16 protein-coding genes are annotated in these 13,095 nt (G+C 42.2%); 11 read left to right on the forward strand and 5 right to left on the reverse strand.

Going from position 1 to position 13,095, the window contains the following annotated elements:
• Positions 1-207 precede the first annotated feature (207 nt).
• The 6 genes from ABID56_RS10990 (at position 208) to ABID56_RS11015 (ending at position 4,475) form a co-directional block, all read left to right on the forward strand.
• On the forward strand, positions 208-480 hold the full coding sequence (locus ABID56_RS10990; RefSeq protein WP_354221139.1) for a hypothetical protein: 273 nt from the start codon (positions 208-210) through the stop codon (positions 478-480).
• A 32-nt stretch (positions 481-512) separates the two neighbouring features.
• Positions 513-1,757 (forward strand): MBL fold metallo-hydrolase, encoded by a 1,245-nt coding sequence (locus tag ABID56_RS10995; protein WP_354221141.1) that lies wholly within the window; start codon positions 513-515, stop codon positions 1,755-1,757.
• On the forward strand, positions 1,757-2,014 hold the full coding sequence (locus ABID56_RS11000) for a DUF3006 domain-containing protein (protein WP_354221143.1): 258 nt from the start codon (positions 1,757-1,759) through the stop codon (positions 2,012-2,014). The genes ABID56_RS10995 and ABID56_RS11000 overlap by 1 nt, the downstream gene beginning before the upstream one ends.
• Before the next feature lie 11 nt (positions 2,015-2,025).
• Positions 2,026-2,778, forward strand: a complete 753-nt coding sequence (locus ABID56_RS11005; protein ID WP_354221145.1) for a class I SAM-dependent methyltransferase — start codon at positions 2,026-2,028, stop codon at positions 2,776-2,778.
• A 12-nt stretch (positions 2,779-2,790) separates the two neighbouring features.
• On the forward strand, positions 2,791-2,949 hold the full coding sequence (locus ABID56_RS11010; protein ID WP_354221147.1) for a hypothetical protein: 159 nt from the start codon (positions 2,791-2,793) through the stop codon (positions 2,947-2,949).
• Positions 2,950-3,056: 107 nt separating this feature from the next.
• Entirely contained in the window at positions 3,057-4,475 is a 1,419-nt protein-coding gene (locus tag ABID56_RS11015; protein ID WP_354221149.1) for a DHA2 family efflux MFS transporter permease subunit, read from the forward strand.
• A 130-nt stretch (positions 4,476-4,605) separates the two neighbouring features.
• Here the strand turns inward: ABID56_RS11015 and ptsP are convergent, their stop codons facing one another.
• Positions 4,606-6,321: a phosphoenolpyruvate--protein phosphotransferase gene (ptsP, locus tag ABID56_RS11020; RefSeq protein ID WP_354221151.1), complete on the reverse strand. Its 1,716-nt coding sequence runs from the start codon at positions 6,319-6,321 to the stop codon at positions 4,606-4,608.
• A 184-nt stretch (positions 6,322-6,505) separates the two neighbouring features.
• On the opposite strand from ptsP, the gene ABID56_RS11025 reads away from it, so the two are divergent.
• Genes ABID56_RS11025 through ABID56_RS11045 form a run of 5 tightly spaced genes read left to right on the forward strand, consistent with a single transcriptional unit; the run spans position 6,506 to position 10,388 of the window.
• Positions 6,506-7,291, forward strand: a complete 786-nt coding sequence (locus ABID56_RS11025; protein ID WP_354221153.1) for a DeoR/GlpR family DNA-binding transcription regulator — start codon at positions 6,506-6,508, stop codon at positions 7,289-7,291.
• Positions 7,288-8,256: a 1-phosphofructokinase gene (gene pfkB, locus ABID56_RS11030; protein WP_354221155.1), complete on the forward strand. Its 969-nt coding sequence runs from the start codon at positions 7,288-7,290 to the stop codon at positions 8,254-8,256. Before ABID56_RS11025 ends, pfkB begins: the two co-directional genes overlap by 4 nt.
• Positions 8,253-9,626, forward strand: coding sequence for a PTS fructose transporter subunit IIC (locus ABID56_RS11035; protein WP_354221157.1), 1,374 nt, complete (start codon positions 8,253-8,255; stop codon positions 9,624-9,626). Before pfkB ends, ABID56_RS11035 begins: the two co-directional genes overlap by 4 nt.
• A 30-nt stretch (positions 9,627-9,656) precedes the next feature.
• Positions 9,657-10,106: a PTS sugar transporter subunit IIA gene (locus ABID56_RS11040; RefSeq protein ID WP_354221159.1), complete on the forward strand. Its 450-nt coding sequence runs from the start codon at positions 9,657-9,659 to the stop codon at positions 10,104-10,106.
• Positions 10,107-10,118: 12 nt separating this feature from the next.
• A complete protein-coding gene (locus ABID56_RS11045; RefSeq protein ID WP_354221161.1) occupies positions 10,119-10,388 on the forward strand; it encodes an HPr family phosphocarrier protein in 270 nt (89 codons plus the stop codon).
• A gap of 178 nt (positions 10,389-10,566) precedes the next feature.
• On the opposite strand, the gene ABID56_RS11050 is transcribed toward ABID56_RS11045, so the two are convergent.
• The 4 genes from ABID56_RS11050 to ABID56_RS11065 are packed head-to-tail and all read right to left on the reverse strand — an operon-like array spanning position 10,567 to position 12,984.
• On the reverse strand, positions 10,567-10,965 hold the full coding sequence (locus ABID56_RS11050) for a PH domain-containing protein (RefSeq protein WP_354221163.1): 399 nt from the start codon (positions 10,963-10,965) through the stop codon (positions 10,567-10,569).
• Positions 10,966-10,986: 21 nt separating this feature from the next.
• A complete protein-coding gene (locus tag ABID56_RS11055) occupies positions 10,987-11,859 on the reverse strand; it encodes a TetR/AcrR family transcriptional regulator (protein ID WP_354221165.1) in 873 nt (290 codons plus the stop codon).
• Positions 11,852-12,289 (reverse strand): DUF5392 family protein, encoded by a 438-nt coding sequence (locus ABID56_RS11060; protein WP_354221167.1) that lies wholly within the window; start codon positions 12,287-12,289, stop codon positions 11,852-11,854. Before ABID56_RS11060 ends, ABID56_RS11055 begins: the two co-directional genes overlap by 8 nt.
• Positions 12,290-12,303: 14 nt before the next feature.
• Positions 12,304-12,984: a zinc metallopeptidase gene (locus tag ABID56_RS11065; RefSeq protein WP_354221169.1), complete on the reverse strand. Its 681-nt coding sequence runs from the start codon at positions 12,982-12,984 to the stop codon at positions 12,304-12,306.
• Between the last annotated feature and the right edge of the window lie 111 nt (positions 12,985-13,095).

Here is a 13,095-nt window from a genome sequence, read left to right on the forward strand (position 1 = left end):
AAAAATATGTGAAAGCGGATAAAGTGTTGGAGTTGAAACATGCGCCATATGATGGTCACGCATATGATAATGACACTTAATGCGATATAATAAGCTAAACTCATTTTCTACACTCCTTTTAAACAAATGTGATGTGGAAGATGTGTTATGATTGTAGAAAATCTGTCATGATGGTGATTTGTTGAACTAAGAAAGGAAATCAAAAGTATGTCAGCAGTGGCGAATGACTCGCAACAAAACTTAAGTAAAATGGCGATCTTATCGCTTGTGATAGGTGTTTTAGCATTAATTGGCATGATAGTTTGGACTGTTGTCGGCATGGCTATTGCGACAGTTGGTATTATTTTCGGCGTTGTATCTGTCGGTTTGATTCGAAAACAACAGTTATATGGGTTAGGTATTGCGAAGGTTGGTTTGTTTTGTAGTGTCGTAGCTTTAGTTGTCCCACTTGGTGCAGTTATTTTTATTTTATTCATGTAAGGCAATAATATGGTTAGGGGAAGGACGTTTGTATGATTGTTAAAGGGAAAATCGTCGTGATGAGTGTGGTCATGTCTGTACTGTTAGTTGGTTGTGGTTTGACGGAAGACTCTTCAACATCGACGGATGCGACAGATGGGGCGGAACAAACTGACGACGAACAATCGGATGTCAGTGGTGAAAAAGAGGCTGAGTCAAAGCAGACCGAAAGCGAGAATGATGAGTCAACGTCTGAAGCAGTTAATGGAGAGTTAACGGCTCATTATTTTGATGTTGGTCAAGCAGATTCTACGTTGTTGAAATATCGAACTGAACATGAATCGTATCGCGTGCTAATTGATGCAGGGGATTGGGATGCGGATGATGTCAGTTATTATTTGAATGATTTAAATGTCGAGGCGCTTGATTTAGTGATTGGAACGCATGCTCATGCCGATCATATTGGCCAACTGGATCGTATTATAAATCAGTTTGATGTCGAAGAAGTTTGGTTGACTGGAAATGAAGGGACGTCTGAAACATTTGCCGGCTTAGTCGACACGATAAACGAAGCGGATGTGGCCTATGAAGAGCCACGTGCGGGCGAGGCGTATGATATTGGGCCGTTAGAGATTGACGTTCTTCATCCACGTGAGCTGACTGATGATTATAATCAAGATTCGATATCAACAAAAATGACGTTCGGTGAGACGTCGTTTGTGTTTACGGGTGATGCAGAAGAATCGAGTGAAGCGAGTATGGTGTCTGGCGGTGTGGAACTGGCAGGTGACGTGCTACAACTTGGACATCACGGCTCACATACATCGACGACGGCTCAATTTTTACAAGCAGTCAATCCTGAGGTCGCGATTTACTCTGCTGGGGCTCAAAACAGTTATGGCCACCCTCATCATGAAGTGATTGAACGGGTGCGTGCTGCAGATGTTGATCTTTATGGAACGGATGTACACGGGACTGTTACGGTCACTACAGATGGTGAATCGATTTCAGTTGAGACGCAACATGACGGCGAAGTGGAACGTGGTGCGAGTGATGGTACACAAACGAATCAAGACCGTGAAGAGCAAACGACAACAGGTGATTGTGTGAATATTAATGATGCTTCGTCTGAACAGTTACAGGCGATTACGCATATTGGTCCTGATCGTGCGGCAGCTTTAATTGAGTTAAGGCCATTTGATTCTGTGTCACAATTAACGCGTATTAATGGTATAGGTGATGGACGTATTAGCGACATTCAAGCAGAAGGATTAGCTTGTGTTGGAGGTGAGTCGTAGTGGTACGCGGTGTGTTAGATGAAGTGAATGGGGATACAGCTGTCATTCTCGTTGAATCAGAACGTACGACGTATCATATCGGCATTTCAGAACTACCTGAAGACGTTGCGGAAGGTGATTGGCTACAATTAACGATTGAAGATGGTGCCGTGACACACATCATGAAAGATGAACAAAAAACGACTGAACAACAATCGAAAGTCAGTCAACGAATGAAACAATTGAAGTCAAAAAAAGGTAGTCAGTATAAACGATAAGGAGCGATTTGATGTACGGGTTTTATGATACGATGGCGACAGAAATTTTAGATCTAAATCAGCCCGTCCGAGCGTCATATGATGATGTTACGTTTTATCAATCATTATTAGAAGGTGTACCAGGCCGTATTTTAGTGCCAGCTGTCGGGAATGGTCGTGTGATGATACCCTTAATTGAAGCAGGCTTCCGAGTAGATGGTATGGACGCTTTCACAGATAGATTAGATTTGTGTAAAGACTACTTAGAAGCAGGGGGTCTGCCAGCGCGGTTGTTTCAAGGGTATATGCATACGTTACAGGTCGATGTCGTTTATGATGCGATTGTGGTGTCTCGAGGGTCTTTTCAATTGATTGAAGAGTGGTCACAAGCTATGCTAGCATTAGAACAGTTTTATCACCACTTAATTGATGGTGGTAGGTTGATTGTTGATTTGGAAATCGTTCAACCGAAAAGTGTCGGTCAGGTCGAGACAAATGAATGGGACACTTTAGATGGTGATGTGATAACGAAAGAGGATAAAGTGGTCGCGATTGATCACGTGCATCAATTTGTGAAAACACATGCTAAATATGAACGTTGGCACCGTAGCCAATTAGTCGAAGCAGAGCTAGAACGTGTTCATAATAAATGGTATGGCGTAGAAGAAATGCGACTTATGTTGGAAAGGGTTGGGTTTCAATCCGTCGTGTTAGCTACGGATTATCAGTTGGCGCAAGAGCCTAATTCTGACGCAACCGTTATATCGTTTGTAGCAACTAAATAAGAGGGTGATCACATGAATTTAAAAGGGAAAACGATCGTCGGTATTATCGTCGGCATCGTGGTGATTATGGCGTTTGTGATTTATTTTACGTTTACGTATCTACAAAATGAAGACATGATCGATGAGGGAGCCCCGTTCGATCAAGTGATTGAGCACCGCTTGTTAAGCTAAAAGCGGTGCTTTATTGTGTATTAAAATCTTAAGCAAAATATTTCGCAAACCGAAATTTTTTTGGTATGATTAAATGTTGGTGATTAACTAAAGAAAGAAGGTTTAGCATGGCATTAGAGGAACAACAAGAAAACGAAAACATAAAACGTGCCCCGTTAATGATGGTACTCATTTCGGGCGCGTTTGTCGCAATTTTAAACCAAACATTACTCGGGACAGCTCTTCCCCATATTATGACAGATTTACAGATTGATGAAGCGACAGCTCAGTGGTTGCAATCGATCTTTATGCTCGTAAACGGCGTGATGATCCCTGTTACCGCCTTTTTAATCGGCAGGTTTACGACGAGGGCTTTATTTTTAACGGCGATTGGGTCGTTTACGATAGGTACATTATTGTGTGCCATAGCACCGAATTTCGCATTCTTATTAGGTGGACGTATTTTACAAGCTGCAGGTGCGGGTATTATTTTGCCGCTTATGCAGACGATTATCTTTTTGATCTTTCCGATTGAAAAACGCGGACAAATCATGGGGTTATTCGGTCTAGTTATCGCCTTTGCACCAGCAATTGGTCCGACATTATCAGGGTGGTTAGTCGAACAATTTATTTGGCGTAGTTTATTCTGGGTTGTGTTACCGATTGCTATTATTGATATAATTGTGGCTTATTTTATTTTGAAAAACGTCACGAAACGCGACTTTCCGAAAATTGATGTGCTATCTATTATTCTATCGACACTCGGTTTCGGTGGTTTATTATACGGATTCAGTGTTGCTGGTAACGAAGGTTGGGGCTCACCGGATGTCTATGTATCGATGATTGTCGGTGCGATTACGCTTGCGATTTTCATTTCGCGTCAGTTGAAGCTACCACAACCGATATTAGAGTTCCGTATCTTCCAATATAAAATCTTCACGATCGCGACGGTCATCGGTATGACAGCCTTTTTCGCGATGATCGGTGGCGCGATTGTGTTACCACTTATGATGCAAAATACATTAGGTTACTCACCTATTGAAGCTGGGTTTATGCTTATGCCAGGTGCGATTTTGATGGGCATGATGAATCCGATTACCGGACGATTATTTGATAAGTTCGGGCCAAAGTGGTTGTTATACATTGGTTTAACGTTAACGACGGTAACAACCTTTATGTTTTCTATCTTAACGCCTGAGACATCTTATACGTATTTAGTCGCTGTGAATGCGGTTCGGATGTTCGGTATTGCGATGGTGATGATGCCTGTGACAACAGCTGGCTTAAATGTGTTGCCTGAACACTTGATTGCACACGGTTCAGCGATGAACAATACATTCCGTCAAATGTCTGGTGCGATTAGTACAGCGCTCATGGTGACGGTGATGGTAACATTAGCGGATCCAAGCGGTGGTGTGCAAGGCGAATTACAAGGCGTTAACGCGTCATTCTTCCTAGCAGGCTTATTCTCGTTATTAGGCCTCGTCCTTGCTTTCGTTATGACACGCATTAGTAAGCGTGAGGGCCAAAAAATAAGCAACGCGTAACTTATCTCATAATCTACCTAACTTTTTAAATAACTAAGGCTAGTTTTGAAATAACTGGCCTTAGTTATGAGATAAATTAAAGGAAAAATGAAATAACTAAAAAAAGTGCGGCTTTAGGGCCGCACTTTTTTTAGTTAAGAAACTGATCAGTAACGTAATCTTTGACTGCTTCGTTTGTTTGTTGATTTAAGATGGTCGTCGCTGCATCTGTTACCGTTTGTTTATTCAATTGTGAGAGTTGCTTCCGTGCTGGTAGAAGTGACGATGCACTCATGCTAAATTCATCTAAACCAAGACCGAGTAAAATCGGAATGGCGACTTCATCACCAGCCATTTCACCGCACATACCTGTCCATTTTCCTTCAGCATGCGACGCATCAATCACTTGCTTAATTAAACGAAGGACTGCAGGGTGATACGGTTGATATAAATGGCTTACATGTTCATTCATACGATCAGCAGCCATTGTATATTGGATTAAATCGTTCGTTCCAATACTGAAGAAATCGACTTCTTTAGCAAATTGATCAGCTAAGGCAGCAGTGGATGGAATTTCAACCATGATGCCGACTTCAATGTTATTACTAACCTCGTAGCCTTCATCCTGTAATGATTGTTTCTCTTCCTCTAGCAATGCTTTCGCTTGGCGGAATTCCTCAAGCGTTGCCACCATTGGGAACATAATCTTCAAGTTACCGTACACACTTGTGCGGAGTAAGGCACGCAATTGCACGCGGAATAAGTCATCGCGCTCTAAACATAATCGAATCGCTCGGAAGCCGAGGAATGGATTCAGTTCTTCTGGTAAATCTAAATACGGTAGATCTTTGTCACCGCCGATATCTAATGTACGAATGACGACGGGTTTATCGCCCATGGTAAATAATACCGTTTTGTAAGCGTCGAACTGTTCTTCTTCTGTTGGGAGGCTATCGCGGTTCATGTATAAAAACTCTGTTCTAAATAGCCCGATGCCTTCAGCGTCATTTTCGGTGACTGTCCCTAAATCTTTAGTCGAGCCGATATTTGCGACTAATTCAACCGTATGGCCGTCTTCAGTTGTGGATGATTGGCCGATCAGTTGTTTTAGTTGCTCAGCCTCTGCTTGTTCTTTTTGGCGTTTCGCTTCATAATCCTCTAACTGCTCATTTGTTGGGTTAACAATCACATCGCCTGCTTCTCCGTCAATAATAACCGTCATGCCGGCTTCGATTGTCTGAGTGGCCTCAGATGTACCGACGACAGCTGGAATGCCCATGGAGCGCGACATAATAGCGGAGTGGGATGTCCGCCCGCCGATATCGGTCACGATTCCTTTCACATAATTGCGGTTCAGTTGCGCTGTATCTGACGGTAATAAGTCATGCGCGATTAAAATCACTTCATCTGTAATATCGCTCGTCGTAACGAGTGGTTCACCTAATAAATAAGAAATAACACGCTTTGATACGTCACGAACATCAGCTGCGCGTTCTTTCATATAGTCATTATCCATGCTTTCAAACATCGAGATGAATTGATTTGCTGTGTCATTTAATGCTTTTTCAGCTAATACATGGTCTTTATCGATCTTTTGATGAACAGCGTTGATTAGCTCAGGGTCTTGTAACACGAGCAAATGCGCGCCGAAAATCTTTGCGTGTTCTGAGCCCATTTCAGTCTCGACGTGTTGTTGAATGCGCTCTAAATCGTGTTTGGCTCGTTCAACAGCATCCTCTAAACGCTGCTTTTCATTTTGTGGATCGTCTACTTGTTTATCGTTAATTGTTAAATCAGGATTTTGTAATACGAACGCTTTTCCAATTTGGACACCATTGGACGCTCCGATTCCATTAATTTCAGTCATACTCAATCAACTCCTTGATTAAATTTTATCGCAAACCGTCATGTATAATCAGTTCATTTTGGAACAAAATGTTTTGACACCGCTTTCACGATCTATTATAATCATAATCAATCACAATCAATCAGTCAAACAGATAATAATCAATCAGATATAATCATTTCGTGCAAAAAGGAGGTGCTAGGATTTGCTATATAGTGAAGAAAGGAAAGAGCTGATTCACAATTATATTGTGGAATATCATCGCGCTTCTGTTCAGCAGTTATGTAATGCATTTAATGTGTCGGAATCTACAATACGGCGTGATTTAAGTGAACTAGAACAAGAGCACCGTATTAAGCGAACGCATGGTGGAGCGATTCCGATTGAAAGCGTTAACTTTGAACCGACTATTACAGAGAAGGCAGATCGGTTTTTAGACGAGAAACAAGCAATTGCCAAACAAGCCGTTCGTTATATTCAAGAAGGCGATACGATTTTAGTCGATGCAGGGACGACGACGCTTTCTTTAATCCACGAAATCAAACAATTTCAATCATTAACGGTCGTAACGAATTCCGTCGTGCATGCAGAGTTGTTAAAAGATTCACCCCAGCTTGAAGTGATCGTGCCTGGTGGAAGGCTTCGTCACGAAACACAAGCGTTAGTCGGCCCGTTGACGGATCAAACGCTATCCTTTTTACATGTCGACACAGCATTCATCGGCACGAACGGCGTTGATTTGAAAGATGGTTTAACAACGCCGAACTTAATCGAAGCATCTACGAAACGGCTCATGATTGAACAATCATCAGATGTCATCGTTTTAGCAGATCATAGCAAGTTCGATAAAGTCACTTTTGCAAAATTTGCCGATATCGATGTCATTCATCGTTGTATTACAGATGAGCACGTGGATAGTCGGTATATTGCTGAATTTGACCAACGTGGGGTGACATTGGAAATCGCCAAGCTTCAGGAGGATAAAACATGACAAAACCGTTAACAGTGACACTCAATCCAGCCTTAGATAAAACGATCTCTTTATCAGAGTTTCAAGTGGGTGGGTTGAATCGTTTAGAGACTATGCCGATTTTAGACCCGGGCGGTAAAGGGGTTAATGTCGCTAAAGTATTAAAGCAGCTTAATATAACACCTCATGCGACTGGGTTTACGGCAGGTTCCACAGGGAAAACGATTGGCCACGCTTTAGATCAATTAGACATCCATCACAATTTTCAAGAAGTAACAGGTGACGTTCGCACGAATTTGAAAATTGTTGATCAGTCGCAAGGTGTGACAACGGAAATTAATGAACCTGGTTTTACCGTGGATCATAATGATTTACAAGCCTTACAAGAGAAATTAACGAGCCTCTTGCCGGAAACGACTTATGTTGTTTTAGGCGGGAGTACACCGAGTGGAATAGGTGATCATCAATACAAAGAGTTCATTAATCTTGCGCATGAATATGGTGTCAAAACGATTTTAGATGCTAGTGGACCAGCCTTGAAAGAAGGGTTGCGAGCAAAACCGTTCGCCATTAAGCCGAATATTCACGAATTAGAGGAGTTATACGACACAACGTTTGAATCCACTGAATCGATTGTTCAAGCGTGTCGTGACATTGTTGCAGATGGCGTTAACATGGTTGTCGTTTCACTTGGTGGTGACGGGGCTTTGTTTATAAATGAAGATCAAGCTTACCTCGTCAAACCGTTTCCGATCACACCCCAAAGTACGGTCGGTGCAGGTGATTCGATGGTGGGTGCCATGGTTTACGCCTTAACTCAAGGTTATGATTTCGAAACATTAGCGAAGTGGGCGACAACAGCTGGAACCATTACAGCGTCAAAAGCAGGGACGACGGTTTGCACCTTAGATGAAATCCAAACCCATGTATCGTCTGTCACTGTTGAAAGTATAGATTTAACTAAAATAGGGAGGTTAGAAACATGAAGAAGTTATTGGCTGTGACGGCTTGTCCAACGGGTATTGCACACACGTATATGGCAGCTGAAGCGTTGGATCAAGCAGCAAAAGAAAAAGACGTCGATATGAAAGTCGAAACACAAGGTAGTGTAGGGGCTGAAAACGAATTAACAGCAGAGGAAATTCGTGAAGCACACGCGATTATTTTGGCAGTTGACACGAACGTTGATGAAGAACGTTTCGCGGGGAAAAATATTATCCGTGTCGGCGTGAGTGAAGCGATTAAAAACGCAGATGGATTAATTGACCGTGCGCTAAACATGGAAGAGAAGTCATCTGATGAACATGACGAACAAGTTAGTAAACAAGAGAAGAATGAAGGAACAGGGTTCTATAAGCACTTAATGAATGGTGTGTCCTTCATGATTCCACTGATCGTAGCGGGTGGTTTGTTACTAGCTATATCATTCGCATTTGGTGTAGAAAATTCGCCAGAAGAAGGATCGCTTCCGGCTTATCTTGGTCAAATTGGTGGTCTAGCGTTCTCGATGATAGTTCCAGTCTTAGCTGGTTTTATTGCGTATTCCATATCCGATAAACCCGGTTTGGCACCTGGTTTAGTTGCTGGTTTGATTGCGGATGATGTGGGCACTGGTTTTCTAGGTGGTATCATAGGTGGTTTCTTAGCAGGTTATGTGACACTTGCGATTAAGAAATTCGTCAAAGTCCCGAAAAACTTCGAAGGGCTTATGCCTGTCTTGATTATGCCGTTATTTTCTACGTTAATCACTGGTCTATTGTTATTCTATATTATTAACGATCCAGTAGCAGCAATGATGACAGGATTAGAAAATTGGTTACAGTCGATGTCTGGTGCTAACGCGATTCTATTAGGTCTAATCTTAGGTGCGATGATGGCTGTTGATATGGGTGGTCCTGTTAACAAGACAGCGTACGCCTTTGCTTCAGGACTACTTGCAAGTGAATTATACGGCCCAATGGCGGCGGTTATGGCAGCTGGTATGACACCACCATTAGGTGTTTGGTTAGCAACTGTATTTGCGAAGCATAAATTCAATAAGGAACAACGTGAAGCTGGTAAGGCGGCTAGTGTGCTCGGCATCTCATTCATTACAGAAGGGGCGATCCCGTTTGCGGCAGCTGACCCATTCCGAGTGATTCCAGCTTTAGTCGTTGGTTCAGCAACAGCAGGTGCTCTAACGATGGCGTTTGACGCATTACTACGTGTATCTCACGGTGGTGTGTTCGTCTTATTTGTACCGAATGCCGTGACAAACGTCTTCTTATACGCATTAGCGATTGCAATTGGTGCTGTTGTAACAGCTGTACTCGTCGCGCTATTTAAGAAAAAACCTGAACAAGTTACAGAAGCCTAAACAGCAAGATTACAAAGGAGTTCGATGATAATGGATTTAAAACAATTATTAAAAGAAGAGCATGTCTTATTAGATGTTGATGCAAATTCTCGAGATGAAAGTCTTGACGAATTGATTAAAGTGATGCAAAATACAGGCGTTGTACAAGATGCAGCCGTTTATAAAGAAGCGGTGCTAAATCGTGAACAAGAAGGGTCCACAGGTATTGGTTTTGGCGTTGCGATTCCACATGGTAAATCGTCAGGCGTAAAAGAACCAGGCCTTGCATTTGCACGCTTAAATAATGAAGTCGATTGGCAATCATTAGATGACAAACCAGTTAAAGCGGTCTTTATGATCGCGATTCCAGAAGAACAAGCAGGGAACGAGCATTTGCAGATCCTATCCCAACTTTCACGAAAACTCATGCACGAAGACTTTCGTCAGAAGCTATTAGATGCATCGTCGAGTGATGAGTTGCTAGCAGCGCTTGATGCATAAGGAGGACATGTCATGAAGCAAGTAGAAGTAACGATTCAAAACGAAACAGGCTTACACGCCCGTCCAGCACAGCAATTTGTGCAAGAAGCGAGCAAATTCTCATCTGACATTAAAATTGTGACAGGTGACGATCGAACAGAAACCGAAGCGAAAAGTATTTTAGGCGTTATGACGCTCGGTATCGAAAAAGGGACGACGATTGGACTTAAAGCAGAAGGCGACGACGAAGAAGAAGCCATCGATGCTTTAGTCAAATTAGTCGACAATAATTTTGAAAGCTAAAAAAAGGTTGGCGCTCAATTGAGTGCCAACTTTTTTTGATTCAAAAATAGATGTGTTTGCAGCAAGATGGATCTCGTTTGGTTCAAGGACTCTGACAAATGATGCAAGAGTTTTTAAAGTTGGTGCAACGGTTGGAAAGGTTGCATCAAAACGTCTCAATTTGCTAGCACTATCGTCATTATTCAAACTCAATGTCTGGATTAATCGACATCAGTTGTTTGACGAACAAGCTTTTGTCAGCAGGCGCGACACGGACGACTTGAAGATCGTACCCATATGTAATCTCAAGTCTAGTGATCGACAAGGCGGGTGACAGTTTAATGCTACGAATTAATCGGATTTGCTCGATGTCATGAATGTCGATTGATTTCTTGAACGGACCAGATCGGATGATTAAATCGCGTTCTTCAACGTGGTAACGTGTTGTGAACCAGACCCAAAGTGCTGCTAGAAGAGCGATAATACTAATCGATAACAGTAGGAACTCATCGGTGAAAAAGGTCCAGATTAACGCTGTTCCGATCAACCCAAACCAAAGAACTCCGATCCATATATCTTTGTGTGGTGAATAGGTCATGTGAAGCACTCCTTTAAAATCTTAATACCCCACATCTTCACGCAGTACCATATCAATTTCATGGACGTAGCGATGGGCGTGCGGGATGTCTGATAGGTTCGATAACATTCCTATAATAACAGGTTTTCGTGTTTGTTTGCGAGTTAATTCGTCGCGAATGACATCGATCGACACTTGATAGTCGCCCGAATGCTCTAATGTGGCAATGACTTCTTCTAGTTTTGCTAATCGCAATTCAATCGCCTCGCGCCAAGACAAATGTTGGTCGTGAGCTTTCTTCAATAAATGCTTTACTTGGATTTCATTTAAAAATGGCATGTCTCCGCGCGCCATAGCCCCGTGAAAAACATCGTCGATTCGCTGCATAACGAAGCGGATTAATGACGCCATATCATAATGTGAATCTGAATGAATCATGACAGGGATATAAGCTCGAATCATGCCTTCTAACATGATCGCCAAATCATAGACAAACGATTTCGCGTGAGGTCCATAAATAGCTTGTAATCCTTGCATATAAAATTGATGGACATCAGCATTCTTCTCTCGAATCACTTGCCGTATTGATTCGCTAAAATGGCCGCCTTGTTCATAAGGCAGTTCCATAAATTCACGGTGTTCGACAACACTTTCGAAAAAGATCGTGAGCTGTCTAACAAATCGTTCGTAGGGTTTTTTCGGTTCCTCTATCGACTTAATTCGCGACAAAACACGGTCAAAATAATATTCTAACGCCCCGAATAGTAAGGCGTCTTTTGAATTGAAATAAGCATACATCGACCCTTTAGCCATATGACTTTCATCGGCAATCTCTTGCATCGATGTTTGTGAAAACCCTTTGTATGAGAACAATTTAATCGCATTGTTTAAAATGAGTTGCTCTTTATCAGTCATAGTTGGTCAGCCTTTCTTCGTGTTGTAAAAACGTTTGGAATGTTTGATAGGCACGACTAGGCTGGGTGTCTAAGTCTCTGATATAACGAACAATGGCTTGTTCTGGGACGACTTCACTTTGTTGAATGCGTGATTTGATAAAATCAAAACTTTGTTGTTGCAATGAACGATTGTGATGCATTGATTCTTTAAAAAGAGCCATTCCGATAGCACCTAGGACAGCGAGCACGCCAATAATAAGCATCGTATCACGATTAATCGGGACGGTCGTTAATAAATAAATTAAGTTAAAAACCGAAATTGTAATCAATGGGAATGCGATCATTGAAAAGATGATACTCTTTTTCAGTAGCGGTGATAAATAACGTTCCATCTCGCTAAACCCCTCTTGGACATGGGGTGAAGCATTCTTTGGTGTTAACAGCTTCAACTCTCGTCACTCCTTTAGTTTTGACTTCGGGCGATCATAATGAATTTCACTAATTCAAACACGGCCATGAGTGTACTGGCGACATATGTTAAAGCAGCTGCGTTTAAGACCTTGCCTACGCCGTTTACTTCACGGCTTGAGATCATACCGAGTTGCACGAGTTGATTCTTCGCCCGGCGACTAGCATCATACTCAACAGGTAACGTAACGAGTTGGAATAAGACAGCGGCTGAAAACAGAACAATACCAACTGTCACTAAATTCATCGCTTCTAGTAAAATGCCACCAATTAATAGAAATGGGGCTAGTTGTGAGCCAATATTCGCTGCTGGGAATAATTTGTGTCGCAACAGTAACATGGAATAATTCGTTGAGTCTTGTATCGCATGACCAACTTCGTGAGCTGCAACGGATAATGATGAAATCGACTGCCCATTAAAAACAGGCTCTGATAAACGGACGGATTTAGCCCGAGGGTCATAATGGTCAGACAACGCGCCTTTGCCAGATCGTTCGATTTGAACATGGTGCAATCCGTGTGCATCTAAAATGCGCCTTGCAACTTGTGCGCCGCTTAACCGAGCAGAAGCTTGGACTTGGGACCATTTTTGGAAATTGCTTTTTACTTTAGATTGTGCCCACATCGCTAGGCCAAGCGCTGCAAATATAAGGATATCCATTGGATGGAAAAACATGATTCTTCGCCTCACTTCGATTGTTTTCGACCATTTGGTCATTATATGACTGATTGGTCATGATATTATTTTACTGTAAGTATAAGCGTGAGTTCAAGTGAGATAACCTGA

It is taken from the genome of Alkalibacillus flavidus, from assembly GCF_040545925.1.
Lineage (GTDB): Bacteria > Bacillota > Bacilli > Bacillales > Alkalibacillaceae > Alkalibacillus > Alkalibacillus flavidus.